Origin of the sequence: Companilactobacillus kimchiensis (assembly GCF_001438805.1) — a bacterium.
GTDB lineage: Bacteria > Bacillota > Bacilli > Lactobacillales > Lactobacillaceae > Companilactobacillus > Companilactobacillus kimchiensis.
On sequence record NZ_JQCF01000024.1, the window covers coordinates 18,042 to 40,394 of the forward strand.

The window sequence follows — 22,353 nt, forward strand, 5'->3', positions numbered from 1 at the left end:
AAATTTTTCCTTACAAGTATAAGTATATAACTCTTTAATATAGACTAAAATCCTAAATGAAATAAACATATGTAATATATATATATCAATTAATGACTTTTATGATAATTAACTAAAAAATAAGTGATGTATTGAGGCTGGATTAAACCCCAATACATCACTTATTTGTTTTGTTTAATTAGTATTCGGAAACATCACTAGCTTTGACAAATTCATTAGTCGAAACTCGATAGTATTTAACGTTATCAATCTTAATAAAACGGTCAGTATGCCAAGCACTATCTTTAGCGAGTTCACGATCATAAACGAGATTTCCTTCGGCCGTGTAAAGTCGTTTATTGGAGTCACTATTAGTCAAAATATTTTGGTCAAGATTCCAATAAGGATAGACTTGGCTAGCTTTGACCCATTCACTTGTTGAAACGCGATAATAAACTTGATTATCAGAAGTCTCTTTTTCATCACTAAACCAACTAGTGCCATTTGCTAATTCTCGATTGGAAATGTTAGAAGTATTATTGGAATTAATGTTATAGAGTGGGACAGCAGGTTTGTCGTAATAAGTAGCAATATCCTGATCATAATATTCAGTTGAATTATTGTTGCTATTAGAATTACTGTTTGAACTACCATGATTATGATGGTTACTACTATGGTTATTACTATGATTACTATTAGGATTGTCTATCTTGGTATAGGTAACCTTTTCAGCGGCTACAATGGTGTTGTTATTATAAACGTTGGCCTTAACCGTCGTTTTATCAGCTGTGTAACCAGTAATATTTGGTACTGGTACATCTACAGTAGTGCCAACCTTGCCAGTAATCTCGGTGACGATTTGATCACCGAGGTTGGATGGGATAGTTACATCGGCGGTTACAGTGTTGCGTTTGGGGACAAAGGTATCTATTGGTGCATTTGGATCACCATTATATATTTTGTAAACGTCACCATATGGATCACCTCCGGGTAGAATCGTTTTGAAAATGATATTACCTTCAGGCTTTTCAAATGAACCATTACCAATATTAATCCAAGTATCTGAAATATCAGATGGTAAAGAGAATGATTTATTAAAATAATTTTTTGGCCCTAAAGTAACGGCCTCAAGTGAAGGATTGTCATAAAAAATAGTGGTACCGAGGTTATTCTCATCGTTTAAAGATTCTTTTGTGTCATAGTTGGAGATGTCAATCGATTTAAGTGATTCGTCGCCATAAAACATGAAATAAATATATTGAACTTTACTAGTATTAAAATTTTGAGGAAATTTGATAGTGGTCAATTTGGTTTGGCCATAGAATAAGTAATCCATAGCGGAAACATGACTCGTATCGAAATTTGAAAAATCAATGTAAGTCAACCTAGGTTGCGAAGTGAGGTTGATATCTTCATTATATGAAAACATTCCACTCATAGTTTGAATAGCTTTAGCATGCCAGTTTGACAGATCGATAGAAGATAAATTTGTATCGGCAAATAAGTTGTCCATTTCGGTTACTTTTTCAACGTTCCAATTTTTAATATTCAGGGTGCTCAATTGAAGATCACCCTGAAAGATTCCGGCCATAGAAGTAACATTCTTAGTATCCCATTTAGAAAGGTCTAAAGAAGTTAAGACCGGATCATTTTTAAAAAGGAAAGAAATGGAACTAGTCTGAGAAACGTCTAATTCATCAATATTATCAATACTGGTTAAATTGGTTAAATTTGAAAATAGCCCAGTAATACCAAATGAAGACGCGGGATCTGTCATTCCAGGATTTTTAATTGTTACGGGATAATCAGTCGCTATAACTGGACCATCAATAGAAATAGTATCTATATTATCGGAATATTCCTTAAAGGGACTGTCATCATAATTAAAGGTCCCAGCCGTACCAGGACCAATATGTAATGTTTTATTAGTTGAGATATACCACTTGCTACTATCTGGATTATCAGTAATTGATCCTTGGTAAAGAGCGTCATTTGGAATATTAAAATCAGCAGTTCTTGTATCTACATTTGTTGTTTTATCAGTGACGGTTGGATCATCAGCAAGTGAATTTTCTAAATTGTCGTTTGTTTCTTTAGATAAAACTTCTGGATCCACTGTTTCAGTTTCTTTTGGAGTTTTGTCCTCAGCAGGTTGAACTGAGCCAGTATTTTGACTTTCTGTTAAGTTAGAGCCATTAGATTCAACTGATTTTGCTGTTATTTCAGAATCATTAACTGCTTTAGCAGGTTCCTGCGTTTGTTCAACTAAATTATTATTTGAATCGACTTGTTGAGCTGAAACTGGTGTAATTGAGGATGAATCGTCAACTGCATCAGCTTGAACGTTAGTGTAGTTCATCAAGAGTAAGCCACTAGCAATAGCAAAACTAGAAACAACTATCCAATTTTTACTAGACTTAACTAATTGTTTTTTTAATATGCTATTTGAATCGGATTTCAATTGTTGAAACTTCATAAAATATAGCCTTCCATCCTATAATTAAAATAATTTCCTTATAAACAAAATTATAGAACTTTTTGGTATATAAAAACAATAAAATTATAATGAGAATAAATTTATTTCATCATTTAGAATTCAGAAACATCACTAGCTTTGACAAATTCATTAGTTGAAACACGATAATACTTAATACCATTAATGTAAATAATTTGGTCTGTAAACCAAACAGTGTCAGCAGATAGCTGATGATCAGTAACCAATTTACCTTCAGCAGTGTAGAGTGAAGAAATTGCTTTGATACTGATATTTTGTTTGACTGCTTCGTACCGATAGATCTGGTTAGCTTTGATCCATTGGGTGGCATTAATTTGATAGTATTTTTCGTTGGCAATAGTGATTTCTTGGTCACTGAACCAGTCAGTACCGCTGTTCAAGGTTTTATCTAAGGTAATCATTGTTCGACCATGGTTCAAATAATACACTTGGACGGCTGGTTGGTCAGCGTAGGTGGCAATTAAATAATTATGTTTTTCAATCGAATTATCTTGAACAGTAATTTTTTCAGCATGTCGTGAAATTTTATTATAAATAACTTTAGTATCAGAAACGAAATGTCCTTGACCGTCTAATTTTCCAGTGATTGTCTGCAAAACATGGGTGTAATTAGGTATGTTAGGAACTTGGATAGTGACAGTATCACCGACTCTGCCGGACGGAACTTTAATCGTTTGCGGACCATTAGGTGTATTAATAATGGTTGTTCCAGTGGCAATCTGTTTACCGAAGTATTTGATTTTAGTTAGATCAACGAAGGCTTTACCATCTTTATCAAATTGAATTGGTAAATTAGGGGTTTGAGGTGTGTATCCTGCAAATGTAGGAACTTTGACAGTTTCATTTTCCCCAAAGTTAATGCCAGGAATTATTAATGTGGCATCTTTAGTTTTATTGCCATCAGGTGAAGAGATCGTGATTGCCTTGGCAACTGTGTGAATGGGAGTGAATTGAAGTTTTGAAGTGTCAATTTGAGCCATGCCGTCAGTTTTATAAATAACCGATAATTGAGAAACATTATTTGTATAACCGTAAACTGGATTGATTAAAGCTATATTATTTTTATCACCAAAATTACCACCTGGAATATCAATTGTCAGGTGTTTATTCTGCGCATAGTTAATGGTTGTAGAAGTTTTATCGATATGAATTGGGGTGTATTTAATACTTTGATAATCAATCGTAGCTTTGCCGTCGGTAGTGTATTGAATTGGCAATTTCGTAATATTAGATTTGTAGCCTGGAACTTTCGTAACATTAACAAATTGGTCTTTCTTTCCATAGTCGACATCGGGAATAGGGATGATAACATCCTGATTGTTGAAATCCTTGGCGATAACTTGTGTGGCTGAAAGATGGATTGGGATGTAATGTAAATTATCCGTATTGATCCATGATTTGCCAGTGGTTAAGTAATTGACTGATAAATGATCCGTTTTAGTTTTATAACCGGGAAACTGAGGAATTATTGCCACTTGTGTTTTATCGCCAAACTGACTACCAGGAATATTGATGATAACAGGCTTATTATCAGGACCTAGAATAGTTGTAGTTGAGGCAGAAATTTGAATGGGAACGTAGTTTACTTTAGATGCATCAACGATGGCTGCACCATCAGCTGTATAGTGAACCGGCAATTCTTTAGGACTGTTTGGAGCCAGTTGATAACCAGGAATTTCTGGAATCTGAGCTTTTTCTTTAGAATCACCGAAGAACCCAGCTGGGATAGTGATAATTACATCATGATTGTTAAAATCTTTTACTTTCGTGGTTGAAGCGGCAATTTGAATGGGGACAAATTTGATCTTAGTAGAATCAACTACAATTTTTCCATCGACATATTTAATTGGCAATTGTGTGGAACTGTCAGCTGTTAATTGGAAACCAGGAATAGGTTGAATTTGAGCAAATTTGCCTTGATCACCGTAGTTAACATCAGGAATATGGATTGTGACTTGATTATTATTGGCATCGGTAAAAGTTTTAGTTGAGGCTTTAAAATTAATGGGAGTATAAATGACATTTGAAGTAGCAACATGTGATTTACCATTTTTGTCATAAGTGACAGGAAGGCTTGATTCGTTCGAAGTATATCCAGGAATAGTAGGAATTATAGCAAGATTATGTAGATCACCATAATCGCCCTCAGGAATAATGACGTTAACATTATTATCGTTGGAGACTTTAATCGTAGTAGTAGATTGAGCGATATGAATTAGAACGTAAGTTACTTTGGAAGTGTCAACGCTTGATTTACCTTGATCAGTATAAATAACTGGTAATTCTGTAGGGGAATCAGGGCTAAGCAAATATCCGGGAATTTGAGGAACATTAATTTTAGTTGTCGTATTAGCAAAGTTTCCGGCAGGGATGATAACGCTAGAAGTATGATTTTTGGAAGCAGTGAAAGTCGCTGTGGAAGAATCTGCCTGAACGGCTGAATATTTGGGCGTATCAGTAATTGTAATAATTGGATTTCCCTCGGTATCGGCACTGATAGTATCAGTTCCGGGGGTTACCTTATAGCCATCAACGGTCGGATTAATGGTAAAGGAGTCACCAATTCTTAGTGGTTGGCCATCTTTATTAGTTGTTCCAGTCATTATTTGAGTTGTTTGGTTAGGAGTGGTAACTTTGACAGACCATTGTTGAACCGGATTACCAGTATAAATGACTTTATCATCCGAGGTCATGTCACCATCACCAACTACAAAGGCATTGATATTGGTACGATCCGGGAGATAACCCTTAACCTGTGGAACTGAGATGGAGACAGTGCTGCCGATGGGACTATCAGGCACATCAACGGTTCCATTAGTAGGAATAGTGATGTTAGCAGGTATTTTGAATGTTAAATGAGTGGCATTATGAATAGGATCGTAATTTGAATTTGGGGTATAAGTAACAGAGAAATTATGCTCTGGTGTAGGGACACCGCCACCTTGAACAAAGACTGAACCGATTCCACCAGCATTTGTTTGATTGTTATCAGGCATAGCTAGAAACGATTCATTGCGACTATTGATCCAAGAGTTAGAAGTTGATGAGGGCAAAGCAGTCGTGGAGCTAAAACGTAGTGAAGTATTCAATGTACCCAGAGTTAATGATTGTAAATCAGTTCCGTCAAACATACCTTCATTTTTGGAGGAATCACCAGTGCTGAGAGCTGCATTTGCTCCGCCTTGTAACATACCAAATAAATTTAACTTTTTAAGTGAGGTATCATTTTGGAACATTCCTCGTAAATCTTGGGCATTATTTAATTGCCAATTTTTAAAATAAGGATTGTCATTATCGGCATTGTCATTAAAAGTTAGGGCATAATCATTTTTATACATATAACTAAAATCTTTAACCTGATTGATAGTTTTTGAAGGAGTTTGATTAAATTCGACTGCCTTAATTGCGTGATCATTCATGAACATATTTTTCATATTGACGACTTGACCAACATTTAGGCTAGAGAGATCCACTAGATCAGGTACAGGATCCTCATTAGTGACAACTGTTTTCAAAACTTTGTCGTTCATAAATAGACCTTCCATGTTCTCGGTTTTACTAGTATCGAGATTGGAAATGTTAGTGATAGTCGTTAGCTTAGATAGATCCGCAAAAACATATTGCATATTCTTTGAAGCAGATACAAGTCCGTCAACTGACATAGAGGTAATATCTTTGGCATGATTTATCCAGGTTGAAGTACTGTGGACTGCATTAGGTGAAAGTTTGTTGATAGTAGTTGGATCTTCAGTATCTATATTGGCGTCATCAATTACTTTGGGCGGAATATTGTTAGGAGTGGTGTTGATTAAAGCTGGAAAACCAGGTTTGGAGTAATCAATAGTTGAAGTGGTAACTGACTTACTGTCATCTAAGGTTCCAGCTCCAATATGAAGTGTTTTGTCACTTGTAATGTACCAGTGGCTAGTACCTTGTTTACCCTCGGCAATATTGGTCTTGATCAGTGGAGTAGTAATTGGTAGAGCTGGATCAGTCGGACCAGATATATCGACTTTATCGGATTTAGTTGGTTGGGTAGCTGTCATGACAGTTTTATCGGTAGTAGTTATTTGGTTAGTTTTTGCTGGTACAGTGGGCACGGTAGCGGTGGTACGGTTACCAGTTAATGTGGTGGAAACTTCTGTTTTAGCAGGACTTGTGATAGGTGTTTTTGAAATAGTTGGTTTCTTGACCGTATTCGTGGTAGGAGTTGTAGGATCAATTTTGCTGGTCTTAGTGGCGGTATCTGTTGTAGTGGTAGTTATTTTTTTAGTTGGTTGCACAGTCACAGTAGGAACTTGTTTGACGGTAGGTGTGGCTGTGGTAATTGCTTTAGTGCTTGACTTAGTGGTCTTGTTTTCACTGATGGTAGTTTTAACTGAAGCTGTGGCAGAGTCAGCTTTGACAGTGGTACTGGAGCCAGTGAGAAAAAATAATCCACCGGCAATGGACAAACTCGACAATATAGTCCAACCTTTCTTTGATTTAACTAATCGCTTTTTTACAATATTATTTGGATCACTCTTTAATTGTTGGAACCTCATAATATCCTCCTTCTATCCTTGGATTAGGGATGTTTACACATTAAGTATAGGTTTACGAAACGTATATCCAACTTGATATGGCTAACCAATATTCGATAAAAAGTATGCTGATTTTTATAAAGATTTGATAAAAATACATTTGGATAAAAGGACACAAAAAAGCCAGATCATATTAAATGACCTGGCTAAAATTTTGCTTAAAATCTAATAATTTACATCAACATCTGAAGCTTTAACAAATTCGTTTGTAGAAACACGATAGTATTCAACGCCGTTGATATAAGTGATGCTATCAGCTAACCAATCAGTATTGGCCGCAAGTGATCTGTCATTAAGAAGTTCACCCTTAGCAGTGTAAAGACTGATGCGTGGAGTATTGCTGTGAGTTCTGACTACATTATTAATAGGTTCATAAACATAGGCATCGGCAGCTTTAACAAATTCATTTGTAGAAACACGATAGTAACCAGTGTCATCAAGATCAATGGTCCGATCAGTTAACCAAGAAGAGTCGGCTGCAATCAATCTGCTCTTGACCAATTCGCTTTCGGCTTTGTAAATGTCCTTAGCGGAATCGTCGTAAGTTCTGATGTGTAAGTTAGTCTTGTTGTAAGTATAAACTTGACCAGCTTTAGCCCATTGATTTGTAGAAACACGATAGTAAGTAGTGCCATCGATAGTAACCTTTTGATCACTGAACCAACCAGAATTTTGTTTCAAAGTCGTGTTATCGATTGGTGTGACATTACTGCTACTATCAATTTCGTAAAGTTGAACGTCAGGTTGATCTGAGAAGGTTGCAACATTTACATTTTGATGTACAGGAGCAGTTGCTTCATGGTTTGTATCAGGTGTTGTCACTACCGGTGTTTCGCTGCTGCTACTACTGTGGTGACTAATAGGATTTTTAGTGTAAATTACACTATCAGTTGTTGTAATTGTATTATCAGGATTAATTACAGCTTTGACAGTAGTGACATTGGCTGTGTAACCAGAGATTTGAGGAACGCTAATTGTTAAAGTTTGACCAACAATGCCACTTAGTCCAGTAACTGTTTGAGGTGTGTTTTGGTTATCTTTAGTAGCTGGGATAATTACAGCTTTGCCAGTAACAGGATTACCAGTGTAAGTAACAGTTTCGTCTGGAGTTACGGTACCATTTGGATTCATCGTACCAGTGATAGTTTCTTTATCAGGAGTATAACCTGTGACTTTAGGAACAGTGATAGAAACTTTACCGTTATCATTAACTGTACCATGTAAGTCCGTAACTGTTTGATCACCATTTGGGGTGCTGATTGTTGCTGTACCAGTGGTTATGTTATTTGGTGTGTAGTTTACGACTTCAGTAGGCTTAACATCACCATTTTCATCCATAATTCCGCTAACTTGTTTTCTATCAGGAGTGTAACCCTCAATAGTGGGAACGTTAACGGTTACAGATTGACCAACTTGTCCGCTAATGTGAACTTGTTGTGGGCCGTGATTATTAGTCTGGATAGTAGCAACTGAATCTGTGTATTTGCTACCAGTGTAATTTACTGGTTCAGTAACTTTGACTGTCTTACCATCAGGTTGGATAACACCTTTAACAACTGTTTGGTCTGCTGTGTATCCGGCTTTTGTTGGAACCTTGACTTCCACAGTGTCTCCAACCTTACCTGTAAGATCTGAAACAGTGAAGTCTGGCAAATCAGTAGTTCCGTTTTGTGTAGCCTTAACTGTTGCAGTGGCATTTGATACTGAATCGCCAACATAGGCGATATCTTCCACCTTAGTAGAATCTGGAACAAACTTGCCTTCAGGGTTAATGGTACCTGAAATTTTATCAATTAGTTTGCCATCTTTACCAGTTGCATGGTAACCATCAATTTTAGGAATTTTAACTACCACATGATCACCAACTTTGGTGCTAGTAAGAGGAGTATCTTGGCCATCATTAGAAACGATAGAACCAGTAACTGGTTTGTCTTTAGGATCCTTAAATGAAACAGCTGGCATTGTAGTAACAGTGTCACCAATATAAGTCAATTTTGCAGGATCAAATGACCTATCATCCGGAATAAATTTACCATCAATACCAAGGGTACCAGTAACTTCTGTAAGAGGATTACCGTCGGTGCCCTTAAGGATGTTACCTTTTTCATCAGCAACTTTATAACCACCAACAACAGGTAACTTAAGAATTACCTTATCACCAACTTTGGAAGTGCCATCAGGAATGGCATTACCATCAGTTGTAACAAGTGATCCGGTGGTTTGACCATTAGGAGTGTTAAATAATGCATCAGTTGAAGGCTTATTAATAGTATCACCAACGTAATCAACTTTAGATACATCAAGACTATTGTCATCGGGAACAAATTTACCGTCTGCGTTAATAGAACCAGGAATTTCAGTAAGAGCTTTACCAGTAGCATCAACAAGCTTTTTACCAGTGGCGTCAGTAGGGGTATATCCAGTAACGTCAGGAACTTTAAGACTAACTTTATCTCCAACATTTACAGATGAAACAGGAGAACCATCAGAAGAAACGAAAGAACCATCAGTTGATTTATTATCAGGATCAGTAATAGAAACTACAGGCATCTTGTCAACCGAGTTACCAGCGTAATCAACTTTAGATACATCAAGACTATTGTCATCGGGAACAAATTTACCGTCTGCGTTAATAGAACCAGGAATTTCAGTAAGAGCTTTACCAGTAGCATCAACAAGCTTTTTACCAGTGGCGTCAGTAGGGGTATATCCAGTAACGTCAGGAACTTTAAGACTAACTTTATCTCCAACATTTACAGATGAAACAGGAGAACCATCAGAAGAAACGAAAGAACCATCAGTTGATTTATTATCAGGATCAGTAATAGAAACTACAGGCATCTTGTCAACCGAGTTACCAGCGTAATCAACTTTAGATACATCAAGACTATTGTCATCGGGAACAAATTTACCGTCTGCATTAATAGAACCAGGAATTTCAGTAAGAGCCTTACCATTAGCATCAACAAGTTTTTTACCAGTAGCGTCAGTAGGAGTATATCCAGTAACGTCAGGAACCTTAAGACTAACTTTATCTCCAACATTTACAGATGAAACAGGAGAACCATCAGAAGAAACGAAAGAGCCATCAGTTGATTTATTATCAGGATCAGTAATAGAAACTACAGGCATCTTGTCAACGGTGTTACCAACGTAATCAATTTTAGATACATCAAGACTATTGTCATCGGGAACAAATTTACCATCTGCGTTAATAGAACCAGGAATTTCAGTAAGAGTTTTACCATCAGCATCAACAAGTTTTTTACCAGTAGCGTCAGTAGGGGCATATCCAGTAACGTCAGGAACTTTAAGACTAACTTTATCGCCGACCTTTACAGATGAAACAGGAGAACCATCAGAAGAAATGAAAGAGCCATCAGTTGATTTATTATCAGGATCAGTAATAGAAACTACAGGCATCTTGTCAACGGTGTTACCAACGTAATCAATTTTAGATACATCAAGACTATTGTCATCGGGAACAAATTTACCATCTGCGTTAATAGAACCAGGAATTTCAGTAAGAGTTTTACCATCAGCATCAACAAGTTTTTTACCAGTAGCGTCAGTAGGGGCATATCCAGTAACGTCAGGAACTTTAAGACTAACTTTATCGCCGACCTTTACAGATGAAACAGGAGAACCATCAGAAGAAATGAAAGAGCCATCAGTTGATTTATTATCAGGATCAGTAATAGAAACTACAGGCAACTTGTCGACGGCGTTACCGACATAAGTAACCTTAGTTAAATCAAGATCAGTATTGTCAGGTTTGAAAGTACCATCAGGATTAAGGGTACCAGGAACTTCTGTGATTTCTTTACCATTATTATCAAAGGCTTTGTAACCCTCGGCAGTAGGTAGTTTAAGATTAACTTTATCTCCAACCTTAGCATTAATGATAGTAGAATCAGAACCATCAGTAGAAACAATAGAACCGGCAGTTGGTGTTACATTATTCGGAGTTTCGAATGTATTGGCAACTGGCGTAACATCATTTCCAACAAGCTCGATTTCAGGAGTATCAAGAGAATAAGGATCAGTAGCATCATCAGTATAAGTAACAGTTAAAGTTGGATTTACAGCGTGATAACCCTCAGGTAATTGGTCTTGAGGAATATCTACTGAACTAGTTCCACCAACGTTACCAGCTGGAATAGTTAATGTGACATCTCCACCTTGACTAGTTTTAATTGTTTTAGTAGAAGTACCACTTACAGCCGCACCTAAATAAATGACGGGATTAGCTTCATTAAGGGCGTTACCCTTAGCATCCTTATCAGCTGTGGCCATAGTTTGTCCAAAAGTAGCCATTACGGATGATGTTGTTGTTGTATAAGTTTGACCATTAATTGTAATAGTAGGTTTTAATGCAACAGAATTACTTTGACCAATGATACCTTGTGCCTCAACAGTAATATTACCGTGGTTTGTTGGGACAGTGACTAAATTCATGACAGTTGTACCGTCAGGTGAAGAGACTGCAGTATATAATCTAGCGTATTGATCCCACTTTTGATTACCATCAGATGATGCAGTATAACCGGCAGAAGCAACAGGAACATCTTTCGTAAATGTAAAGCCTAGTCCGCTTGTAGCAGTAGGTATTCCCATGAATGTTACATTTCCATTTTGCCATTTACTACCTGAAGTTGATGTAAGTGCAGTTGAATTACTGAAATACGCTTGATTATGAATTCTGATAGATTGTAAATCAGTACCATCAAACATTCCCTCACCAATTGAGGAATCTCCACTATTTAAATTTTTAGATGTCAACCATCCGTGTAAGTCAAGGCTTGCTATTTTAGCGTCATTTTTAAACATACTACGAGAATCAGTTAATTGTGCGACTTGCCATGCACTAACACCAGGATTAACTAAATTAATATCATTGGCAAATGCAGAGTTAGCGTTTGAAACTCCACTAAGATTTACTGCATTACCAGTTGGAAAGACTACTGATTCTAGATTTGTGTCATTTTCGAAAGCATGGCTAATATCCTTAATAGCATGCAAAGTATTATTTGTGAAATCAATTTTAGTGATACTACTATCGTTTTTAAACATTCCTTGAATATCTGTAGTATTATCCAATTTGAGATTTTCAAGATTATTAATAGTAGTTAATTTAGGCATATCTGAGAATAAGTATGATGAATTCTTTGGAGCTGGTAGGGCATTGTTAACAGTAATAGTTGTGATGGTGCTAGAATTACCACCCCAACGACCAGCGTCTTGACCAGAGCTTTCAGCCAAAGTACCGGTACCAAAGGTATTGTCTAGAGTTAAAGTAGTACCAGTAGTATCAACTTGCCAACCATTACCAGAATTAGATTTTACAACGGCGTCTTCAGCAACTGGAGCAGCTGCATCGAGTGCTGTAATAAGTGAAGCATCAGTGGCTTTAACAGATAGATTAGATAAAATATTTTTTGATAAAGAATCTAAGTTAGGTGTGACAACTGATGGATTCGTATTGTCAGATGTATCGTCAATAGTTACATCATCTTTTTTAGTAGTATCTGTTGTATCAGTATTACCTTTGTTTTCATTTGTAACGGGTGTGTCAACGGTAGATTGATCAGGTTTAACAGTTTCTGTATCAGTGGACGCTTTAACGTTTTCTTTTACAGTATCATTGGAATCTTTAGTAACAACAGGTGTTTCTATGGCTGAAGTCTTGGCAGCAGTATCACTAAGGGCTGCACTAGCTGTTTCAGTCTTATCTGAACTAGTTGGTGCAGGAATTTAGGCAGCCTTTTCAGTAGGGGCAGCAGTTTTTTCAACAGTTACGGGTGTAGTGCTGGCAGCAGGTGTACTTGTAACAGGTGTTGCAGTAACTGCTGGAGTTTTAGTTGATGTGGATTTTTCAGTAGATGCAGTAACTGCTGTACCAGTTGTAGTGGCTTTTGGTGCAGTAGCTACAGGTTTGGCAGTACTATCGCTAGCACTGGGGGAGGCAGCTGGTTTGCTTGATGCAACTACGGCTGTTTTAACTGATTCGGTAGTGACGTCAGCTTTAGCAACATAGCTTGGACCACCAAGTAGGAAGAGCCCCCCGGCAATAGATAAACTAGATAAAACGACCCAGTTCTTCTTTGATTTAACTAATCTTTTCTTTACAACGTTATTAGGGTCGCGCTTTAATTGTTCGAATCTCATTATATATATGCCCCTTTTAATCCTCTATATTTTTAAATTTATACATTACGTACACAATTATAATATTTTTTTATTTTTAACTATTTCAATTATGTTAAGAAATGTTTATTGGTATTGACATATTTGTTAAACAAAACTTTTTATGAATTAAATATTAATCAAATATTGATAAGCGAAACTATATATTAAAAAAGCCATATTGAGATAAGCAAAACTTGCTCTCGATATGGCTTTTATTATTATAGGTAATAATTTAAAAATTAATCAAAAGAAACGATATATTTTAATAGATCGAAACATCGTCAGCTTTAATAAATTCGTTAGTTGAAACTCGATAATATTGAACACCATCAATGTCAATAATACGATCAGTGAACCATTCGCTGTTGGCGGATAATTCACGATCCATTACTAAAACACCCTTAGCAGTATATAGCCTCTTAGGTGAATCGGTATGTGTTTTAATATCGGAATTAGTTGCTTGGTAAACATATGATTGATCGGCTTTGACATATCTGTCGGTAGCGACCCGGTAATAATCAACACCATTAATAGTTACTTTTTGATCACTGTACCAACCAGAGTTTTTAGCCAAAGCTTGATCAGTAACTAAAGACATGGCTTTATCAGTATTTTGAGTGTACAAAGGAGTATCACTGAGATCGTTGTATGTTGAAACTGTTTGAACTTTATGCTCAGTAGTTACATTGGGTTGGTTATTATTGTTGTTATTGTTATTGTTGCTGTTATTATTGTTACTGCCTGAACCGTGGTTACCACCTGAAGGTTTTTTATCTGGGGTATAAGTAACTGTTTCATCCGTAGTGATGGTTCCGGTGTCATTCACTGTTGCAGTTACAGTTGTCGGAGAAACTGTATAACCATCGACTTTAGGAACAGTAACGGTGACGGTTTTATCTTTTCCAACAGTGGCTTTAACATTGCTAACAACTTTATCACCAAGATTAGAATGAATGGTTACATCGGTTGTAATATCAAAATTTGGAATAAAAGTGAAAGCAGTTTTAGGACTGTCTGCTCCCTTATTGTAAATGCTACCAATAGATGATGCAGCATCAGTAGCAGAGAATGATTTGGGAGTGGCTGTTTTATCAGTGTTGTACCAAGTATCTGATTTGGTTGATGGCAATGTAATGTTCGTTGTGAAATGGTTGTTTGGTCCAAGAATGATATAGTTCATATCAGTTCCATCAAACATACCATATGTGTTTTCACCAGGTTTGGTTGTGCCGACATCAGCATCAGTATTCATATCCCATTTAGATAAATCCAAACCCTTAAGTTTTTTATCATTTAGAAATAAATAAGTAAAGTCAGTTATATTGGAAACATCAAAATTAGAGATATCAACATCTGTCAAGTTAACATCATCCTGGAACATAGCGGTAATACTAGTTAAACCAGGACTAGGTGTTGCCCAACCAGAAAGATTCACTGACTCCAATGCGGTATCATTTTGGAACATGGAAGAAACATAACTCAGACCAGGTATTGTCCAAGCGGAAAGATCTACAGATTTTAATGCAGTGTCATTCTTGAACATACCACTTGAATCTTCAAGCTGTTTAGTCTTCCAATTAGGAACACTCAACGCAGTTAAGCCAGCATTGTTAGCGAACATTCCTTGAACACTTTGAAGATTGCTTGTGTCCCAATCTGTAATATCCAAATTTTTAAGTTTACTTGAAATGCCTTCAGTGGCATTTGGATCGGATGACATGGCAAACATATATGACATATCAGTAACCTTTTTTGTACTGGATGGACTATCATTAAAAATTATCTTTCCAAGAGCGGTATCACCTAAAAACATATATGACATATCAGTAACGTTTGAAGTATCCCAGAAAGATAAGTCTAAAGAAGTTAATGCACTGTCACCGGAAAAAGCATTGGCCAAATTAGTTGTAGCACTAACATCTAAATTGTCGATATTATCTATTTCTGTTAATGAAGTTAAATTCTGAAACATATCGGTAAATTGATCAGTCGTCGTTACAGGACCGTCAAAAGATATTTTTTTAATTTTCTTAGCATAGCTTTCGCTATCGGAACCACCAGTGTTACCAGCCCAACTTGTAGCGTCAGAAGTGAGGTTTCCTTCGCCAATATGCATTTCTCCCGATTGGGTGATATACCATGGGGCACCAATCCAAGGACCTGAGGTATCGGCTGCAGTGCCATCATTTTTGACCCAAGCATCATCGGGAATATTAAATTTATTAGTATCCTGAGTTGGTGTAGCGGCCGGAATCTGAGTTTGAATGGTATTAGTAGCTTCAGATGTTGTGTCATCCCCATTGTCTGATGATTGAGTGGAATTAACAGCAGCTGCAGGTTGTTGAGTAGAACCAGCCCCATTATTTGGTGTCTCAGTATTAGGCTCAGATACTTGACCGGATACTGGAGTCACATCTGGTTTCTGATTCGTTTGAGAATCACTGACAACTGGATTATCGGTTGTATCAGGTGTCGAAGTTGTTACTGAATTATTAACAGTGTCAGCTTTAACCGTGGTAGAAGGAGAACCAACTAAAAATAGTCCACCCGCAATTGCTAAAGTGGAGACAGTGATCCAGTTCTTCCCAGATTTGACTAGTTTCTTTCTTATTATATTATTTGGATTATGTTTCAATTGTTGAAATCTCATAATAAAACTCCCCCTGATTATTAACACTTCTTTATTATTAAATGTAAGTTTAATTATCAAAAACATGATATATATTACACAATAATGTCTATAAAAATCATACTCTTTTTAATAAAAGTACACAAAAGACTAACACTTCTATTTTAATTTTTTCCATGTTTTGTTATTGGAAGGCTTCGGTATACTAAAAAAATCACACTATATTATTGTTTATGAATATTCCCAATTACGGGATTCACAATAATATGGTGTGATTTTTGATTTAAGGATTTCCTTAAAGTGGACTAAATTCTCTCATTAGATATTCGCTAGGGAAATCCTTTTTATCATTCAAATGTTTTTGATATTTAGTTTTGTGTTCGATTTCAATATAAGCATCTTTTAATTGGTCGATTGTATATGTTTCTGTCAATTTCTTAGCAGGAATACTGTAGAAGTTCGACATGTATTCTAACAACTTTTTTTCGTCATTCATAATTGTTAAATACCTCCAAAACAATAGTAGTGCGCCAATTAATTATTAGCAACTTCTTATAAATTAGAATTTCTTTAATAATATTTTAACGCTTACATAGTGTGAAATTATGTGATATAGCTAAATATCCTTGATTAAATAGGCTTTGATATAAATAAAATTCTTGCAACTAAATTAAAAAAACATTAAAATAACAATATTTCAATCAATAAAAATCATATAGGAGGTGTCATTATGACAACGCAAAAGGTAGATCATGATCACGAGGTGGATCGGCGTTTGATTCAAAACGAAAATAAGTATTACGCCAAAGCTTCACGCATTAATTATTACGATCTCGTCATAGAATCCGCACACAATTCAACGTTAATCGACGTAGATGGAAACGAGTATATCGATTTGTTGGCAAGCGCATCTGCTATCAACGTTGGTCATACCAATGAAAAGGTTGTTAAAGCTATTCAGGAACAAGCTGAAAAACTGATTCATTACACACCGGCTTATTTTCATCATCGTCCAGGGCAGGAATTAGCTGAACGTCTAGCCAAATTAGTTCCGGGTACAGATAAACAAGTGGCATTCTCAAATTCAGGTTCCGAAGCAAATGATGCCATTATCAAGTTTTCGAGAGCCTACACAGGGCGTCAATATATCGTTTCCTATATGGATTCCTACCATGGGTCAACTTATGGTTCGATGTCTTTATCAGGAGTCAGCTTAAATATGACTCGTAAGATGGGACCTTTATTACCAGGGATCGTTCACGTACCATATCCTGATTTATATCGACGATATCCTAACGAAACCGAACACGATGTCGCAATTAGGTCATTCAAAGAATTTAAGGAACCGTTCGAAAGCTTTTTACCAGCTGATGAGGTAGCTTGCGTTTTGATTGAACCAATTCAAGGTGATGGTGGTATTCGTAAAGCGCCTGAAGAATATATGCAACTAGTTTACAAATTTTGTCATGAAAATGGTATTTTGTTTGCGGTTGATGAAATCAATCAAGGCATGGGACGCACTGGCAAAATGTGGAGTTACCAACAATTTAACAACATTGAACCCGACTTGATGTCTGTTGGAAAGTCTTTAGCTTCGGGAATGCCTTTATCAGCTACAATTGGTAAGAAAGAAATTATGGAAAGCCTCGATTCACCAGCTCATACTTTTACCACCGCTGGCAATCCGATCTGTTGTGCTGCTTCAATGGCAACCTTAGATGTTTTGGAAGATGAGGAATTACTCGACAGATCAACTTCTGAAGGAGCCTATGCTGAAGAAAGATTCCTTGAAATGCAAAAACATTATCGAGAGATTGGTGATGTGAGAATGTATGGACTCGATGGAGGAATTGAGTTAGTTACAGATCGAGTATCAAAAGAACCAAACTCTGATTTTGCTAACAAAGTTATTTACTATGCATTTCAACACGGCGTTGTTATTATTACACTGAAGGGAAACATATTGCGGTTTCAACCGCCTTTGGTCATCAGTCGTGATGAGTTGGATCGTGCGTTGAATGTTTTGGACGACGCTTTTGCAGCTGCAGAAAATAATCAAGTAATTATTCCGAGTAATGAAAAAATAGGTTGGTAAATCAAGAGGAGGGTATTTTTTATGAGTGGTTTTTTTAAACGTTTGACCTTAAAAGAAGATCCGAGTATTTATGAGGATAAAGATTCACATTTAGTTAGAGTTTTAACAGTTAAGGATTTTTTGGCATTAGGTGTCGGAACAATTGTTTCTACTTCAATTTTTACTTTGCCAGGGGTTGTGGCTGCTGAACATACTGGTCCATCAGTGGTATTTTCATTTATCGTAGCCGCTATCGTGGCTGGTTTAGTAGCTTTTGCTTATGCTGAGATGGCCGCTGCCATGCCATTTGCTGGTTCGGCGTATTCTTGGATCAATGTTATGTTTGGTGAGTTTTTCGGTTGGGTCGCTGGTTGGGCGTTACTGGCTGAGTATTTCATTGCCTTGGCCTTTGTTGGCTCGGGGTTGTCCGCCAATTTCCGGGGACTGTTAGAACCGTTGGGAATCCATTTCCCGAATGCAATTGCCAATACCTTTGGCAGTAACGGTGGAATCGTTGATTTAGTCGCTGTGGTTGTCATTGCCGCAGTAGCGTGGCTGATTTCTCACGGAGCCAGTGGTGCTGCTAAAGTTGAAAATGTTTTAGTTATTTTAAAAGTTTTAGCCGTAGTTGTCTTCATTATTGTAGGTTTGACTGCAATTCACGTTGAAAATTATTTCCCATTTATTCCTAAGTATCGGGTCAACCCAGATGGAACTGCTTTTGGTGGTTGGCAAGGAATCTATGCAGGTGTTTCAATGATTTTCTTATCATATATCGGCTTTGATTCAATTGCTGCTAATTCAGCTGAAGCCAAAGATCCCGGGAAGACTATGCCCCGTGGTATTTTAGGATCATTATTGATTGCGGTTGTTTTATTCGTCGCTGTAGCCTTAGTCTTAGTTGGTATGTTCAAGTATTCTTCATATGCGAACAATGCTGAACCTGTTGGCTGGGCTTTAAGACATGCAGGACATCCAATTATCGCTAGTGTTATTCAGGCCGTTGCCGTTGTCGGGATGTTTACCGCCTTGATCGGAATGATGTTAGCTGGTTCCAGATTAGTTTATTCATTCGGACGTGATGGCATGTTACCTAAGTGGTTAGGTGAGTTGAATGATAAGAATCTTCCTAATCATGCTTTACTAGTTCTTTCTATTGTAGGTATTTTGATTGGGGCCTTTTGTCCCTTTGCTTTCTTAGCACAATTGATCTCCGCTGGTACCTTGATTGCCTTCATGTTCGTTTCCCTAGGAATTTATCCCTTGAGAAGACGTGAAGGAAAAGATATCGCCGTTCCGCAATTCAAAGTTCCATTCTATCCCGTTCTACCAGCTTTAGGATTCTTAGGTGCTCTAGTTGTTTTCTGGGGCCTAGATATTCAGGCTAAAATATACGCTGGTATCTGGTTTGCTATTGGTTTAGTAGTTTACTTTGCTTACGGAATGCATCATTCAACCTTAGGTAAAAAAGCTCAAGCTGATAAGAATAAAGATAAATAATATATTAATAATTTAATTTAAAAGGCATTTCACCGGTTATGTGAAATGCTTTTTTGATTTATGATTAATATAGGAATTAATTTTATAAATTGAGGGGGAAATTTGCATGAGATTTGAACAATTAAAAAGACAAGCTAATGTTGTTTTACATAAAAAATTACGTAAATCTGGTAAAGTTTGGTTAGTCGTCGGAACATTATTTTTTACAGGTGGTCTAGCTATTGAAAATAATATGGTCGCAGTTAAAGCTGACACGACAGTTGAATCAGAAACTAATGCTAGTAACAATGAAGGTGAATCCGCAAGTTCTTCTGAACAGCCAAATAATCAAGTAGAAGCTGATCCTGAAGCTGATGTTTCAAAGGAAAATAACGAGGATTCATCAAATCAAGATGGTGATTCTACATCGATACCAAGCGATACACAAACAAATGAATATTTTGGTGGATCTAATGAAACAATTGATGATTCTGGAAATGTAACAGCTGATATTCAGTATCAGAATCAAACGTATTCAGTAAAAGGGCAAGTGGGAACGATTGCTCCAGCTCAGAATAGTGCTGGTGATAAAATTTATGTAAATATCAATAAGCAAAGTAGTGGTAAGCTTCCAGATGATACACGGATAGAACTCGCTGGACCAGCTGGATTTTCATATAATACCTATGATAAATATGGTAATAAAATGTCAAATGGCAGAAACGGCGACTCGGTTTTAAACGTTGATCAAAGTATGAAAGATAGCAATGGAGATTTATACTACCATCTAGTTGATGAAGATACATGGGTCAAACAAGCTAACGGAGTTGATGGTGGTTCGACAAATGATGGTAGTAATGACTATATGGTTTACAATGTCGTACCAAAAGATTATCCATATAATGATGCCAACAGTGTCACTAATAAGATATTACCAGCAGCTGATAATGATGGAATAATTTCGGGACAAATTTCGGTCAAATCAATCAATTATGGTCGTGATTTTACATATGACTATAAAGGCAAAGCTGGAGAAACGGTTTCTGCCTCAATGAATGGTGATTCTGAAAAGGATTTCCCTTATGCTCCCGTGGTAAAAATTAAATTATTATCGACAACAATAGGGGAGCTTCCTGCTGGAGCAACCATTGAATTAGCGGGACCAGCGGGCTTTGTTTATTCATTATATGACAAAGATATGAGTCTATCAGACAGAGGGCTTAATGGTGGTTCTGCTTGGGGCACTGATAAAAAGATGACTACTGAATCAGCTACTTATTATCGGGTTTCAACTGATGAATGGATCAAGCAAGTCAGTGGAGTGATACCTTCAGATGAAAACGTTGATAATCCCAAAACCGAATATAGTATAGATCCAGATATTATTGAACCAGTATTAGCGGATGTAACAGTCACATCCAATTTAGCAGATCAAGTGGTAACCAAACAACATGGGGCTATCGGCAGTACAATTGATGTTGCTGTACCAGTTGTGAAGGGTTATACAGCTGACAAACAAACCATTCAAGCTACCGTTAATCCTGATCGTACGATTACACCGTTAGAATCCGTTGAATATACTAAAGATGAATCAACAGATGATAATTCTAATAGTAATGGTGGAAATCATCATTCTAATAGTAATCATGGATCACATAATAATGTTAAAAAGATTAATTATGATTATTTAAATCAAACGATTGCTACTTACTTAGATCGTGGTCCAGTACAATTATTTGCAATTAGTAATAATAAATTTAATCCAGTCAGTGAACGTGCTTTAAAACCAGGAACATCTTGGGTTACTGATCAAATGGCAACAATTACAGGTAAACATTATTATCGAGTTTCCACAAACGAATGGGTTGAAGCTAAAGATGCATATGTTTATGAGGAAGTTTCAAAGGTATTAAACATTGAAAAAATCACTCCATTGATAAATGATGAAGAAAAAATCAGCAGTAGTCGAGAATTAGGATCTGATACGGCTTGGAAAACTGATCGAATCGTTTATCTTGGTGACTATCAGAATCCTACGGTAGCTTATCGAGTATCAACGGATGAATTTGTTATTAAGAATAACTAAAAAAAGGATCATCCAAAAACGGATGACCCTTTATTATTGTCAGATTTACTTGTAAGGAGAAAACCGACAACCTCCCATAATAATATCCCATTTATGGGAAGTTGGGGAACATTAATGCGAATACTTAGTATATCATGATGCTGTCAAATAATTAACTCAAATCACAATCAAATTTGTTGTACAAAATGTATAAAAGTAATATTAATTGATAGAAGATAATGATATCAATACTTATTAGTACAAAAATGATGCCAAGCAATAAAATTATTAAAAAAAATAGGCATTTAGTGTGTCACTTTTTCAGATTAGAACTATAATGAACTCGTAACTAAGGAGGTTGTTGAAATTATGGCAGAAGTTGACGAAAGTAAAATGGCTGATGCAGCTATTGCTAAAGAACCAGAAGTTTTGAACCTAAAGATGAGTGAGGCTTTCGACTGGAGCGATGATAAGACAGTTGTTCGTGACGCTATTTGGGACTATTTCATGGAGAACAACAATCACGATACAGTTAAGACAGAAGAAGCAGAAAAACCATTCCTTGATATGAAGGATGCTGAAGTACGCGATTTTGTTGAAAAAAACCTTAAGAAATAAAATCTTTAACTAGTATTACCTTTCCTTTAGACCTCAAGATGTGAAGTCTAAAGGATTTTTTGTGTATATTTTTGAAACAAATGAATTTGATTTTTGTATGATATAAATATATGGAATATTATTAGTTTAGATATAAAAATGAGTTTGGGACATAACTGCCTTTTTACTCAAACATGCAGTATAAACGTGGAACATAACATAGCTCTTTCTGCTCAAAATAAA

The 22,353-nt window shown here is 36.4% G+C and carries 12 protein-coding genes; 6 read left to right on the forward strand and 6 right to left on the reverse strand.

Going from position 1 to position 22,353, the window contains the following annotated elements; translation table 11 throughout:
- Positions 1-178: 178 nt before the first annotated feature.
- From IV57_RS10120 to IV57_RS10130, 3 genes are all read right to left on the reverse strand, one after another.
- Complete coding sequence (locus IV57_RS10120; protein ID WP_057881405.1) at positions 179-2,455, reverse strand: BspA family leucine-rich repeat surface protein; 2,277 nt, start codon at positions 2,453-2,455, stop codon at positions 179-181.
- 113 nt (positions 2,456-2,568) lie between these two features.
- The gene (locus IV57_RS10125) at positions 2,569-7,038 is read right to left on the reverse strand and encodes an SLAP domain-containing protein (protein ID WP_057881406.1); all 4,470 of its coding nucleotides are present in this window, start codon (positions 7,036-7,038) and stop codon (positions 2,569-2,571) included.
- Positions 7,039-7,242: 204 nt separating this feature from the next.
- Entirely contained in the window at positions 7,243-12,339 is a 5,097-nt protein-coding gene (locus tag IV57_RS10130) for an SLAP domain-containing protein (protein ID WP_057881407.1), read from the reverse strand.
- 19 nt (positions 12,340-12,358) lie between these two features.
- Here IV57_RS10130 and IV57_RS10135 point away from each other — a divergent pair, with 19 nt between their 5' ends.
- The gene (locus IV57_RS10135; protein WP_057881408.1) at positions 12,359-12,664 is read left to right on the forward strand and encodes a hypothetical protein; all 306 of its coding nucleotides are present in this window, start codon (positions 12,359-12,361) and stop codon (positions 12,662-12,664) included.
- Between the two features lie 24 nt (positions 12,665-12,688).
- Entirely contained in the window at positions 12,689-12,835 is a 147-nt protein-coding gene (locus IV57_RS13190) for a hypothetical protein (RefSeq protein WP_157051948.1), read from the forward strand.
- On the opposite strand, the gene IV57_RS10140 is transcribed toward IV57_RS13190, so the two are convergent.
- From IV57_RS10140 to IV57_RS10150, 3 genes are all read right to left on the reverse strand, one after another.
- Positions 12,832-13,245, reverse strand: a complete 414-nt coding sequence (locus IV57_RS10140; protein ID WP_057881409.1) for a hypothetical protein — start codon at positions 13,243-13,245, stop codon at positions 12,832-12,834. The two genes, IV57_RS13190 and IV57_RS10140, sit on opposite strands and share 4 nt — an antisense overlap.
- A 283-nt stretch (positions 13,246-13,528) precedes the next feature.
- The gene (locus IV57_RS10145) at positions 13,529-15,916 is read right to left on the reverse strand and encodes a BspA family leucine-rich repeat surface protein (protein ID WP_057881410.1); all 2,388 of its coding nucleotides are present in this window, start codon (positions 15,914-15,916) and stop codon (positions 13,529-13,531) included.
- Between the two features lie 274 nt (positions 15,917-16,190).
- Positions 16,191-16,391 carry a hypothetical protein gene (locus tag IV57_RS10150; RefSeq protein ID WP_057881411.1) on the reverse strand — a complete coding sequence of 67 codons (201 nt, stop codon included), beginning with the start codon at positions 16,389-16,391 and terminating at the stop codon, positions 16,191-16,193.
- Positions 16,392-16,625: 234 nt separating this feature from the next.
- On the opposite strand from IV57_RS10150, the gene IV57_RS10155 reads away from it, so the two are divergent.
- The 4 genes from IV57_RS10155 (at position 16,626) to IV57_RS10170 (ending at position 22,131) form a co-directional block, all read left to right on the forward strand.
- A complete protein-coding gene (locus IV57_RS10155; RefSeq protein WP_057881412.1) occupies positions 16,626-17,990 on the forward strand; it encodes an aspartate aminotransferase family protein in 1,365 nt (454 codons plus the stop codon).
- 21 nt (positions 17,991-18,011) lie between these two features.
- Complete coding sequence (locus IV57_RS10160; RefSeq protein WP_057881413.1) at positions 18,012-19,469, forward strand: APC family permease; 1,458 nt, start codon at positions 18,012-18,014, stop codon at positions 19,467-19,469.
- Positions 19,470-19,575: 106 nt separating this feature from the next.
- Positions 19,576-21,534, forward strand: coding sequence for a KxYKxGKxW signal peptide domain-containing protein (locus tag IV57_RS10165; protein WP_057881414.1), 1,959 nt, complete (start codon positions 19,576-19,578; stop codon positions 21,532-21,534).
- 348 nt (positions 21,535-21,882) lie between these two features.
- Positions 21,883-22,131, forward strand: coding sequence for a P8 family protein (locus IV57_RS10170; protein WP_157051949.1), 249 nt, complete (start codon positions 21,883-21,885; stop codon positions 22,129-22,131).
- The last annotated feature ends 222 nt before the right edge of the window (positions 22,132-22,353 follow it).

Excerpts from the sequence above, each read along its gene's own strand:
- IV57_RS10125 (WP_057881406.1), bottom strand. The coding sequence starts at position 7,038 with ATGAGGTTCCAACAATTAAAGAGTGATCCAAATAATATTGTAAAAAAG.
- IV57_RS10145 (WP_057881410.1), bottom strand. The coding sequence starts at position 15,916 with ATGAGATTTCAACAATTGAAACATAATCCAAATAATATAATAAGAAAG.
- IV57_RS10140 (WP_057881409.1), bottom strand. The coding sequence starts at position 13,245 with ATGAGATTCGAACAATTAAAGCGCGACCCTAATAACGTTGTAAAGAAA.
- IV57_RS10165 (WP_057881414.1), top strand. The coding sequence starts at position 19,576 with ATGAGATTTGAACAATTAAAAAGACAAGCTAATGTTGTTTTACATAAA.
- IV57_RS10170 (WP_157051949.1), top strand. The coding sequence starts at position 21,883 with ATGGCAGAAGTTGACGAAAGTAAAATGGCTGATGCAGCTATTGCTAAA.
- IV57_RS10155 (WP_057881412.1), top strand. The coding sequence starts at position 16,626 with ATGACAACGCAAAAGGTAGATCATGATCACGAGGTGGATCGGCGTTTG.
- IV57_RS10150 (WP_057881411.1), bottom strand. The coding sequence starts at position 16,391 with ATGAATGACGAAAAAAAGTTGTTAGAATACATGTCGAACTTCTACAGT.
- IV57_RS10120 (WP_057881405.1), bottom strand. The coding sequence starts at position 2,455 with ATGAAGTTTCAACAATTGAAATCCGATTCAAATAGCATATTAAAAAAA.
- IV57_RS10160 (WP_057881413.1), top strand. The coding sequence starts at position 18,012 with ATGAGTGGTTTTTTTAAACGTTTGACCTTAAAAGAAGATCCGAGTATT.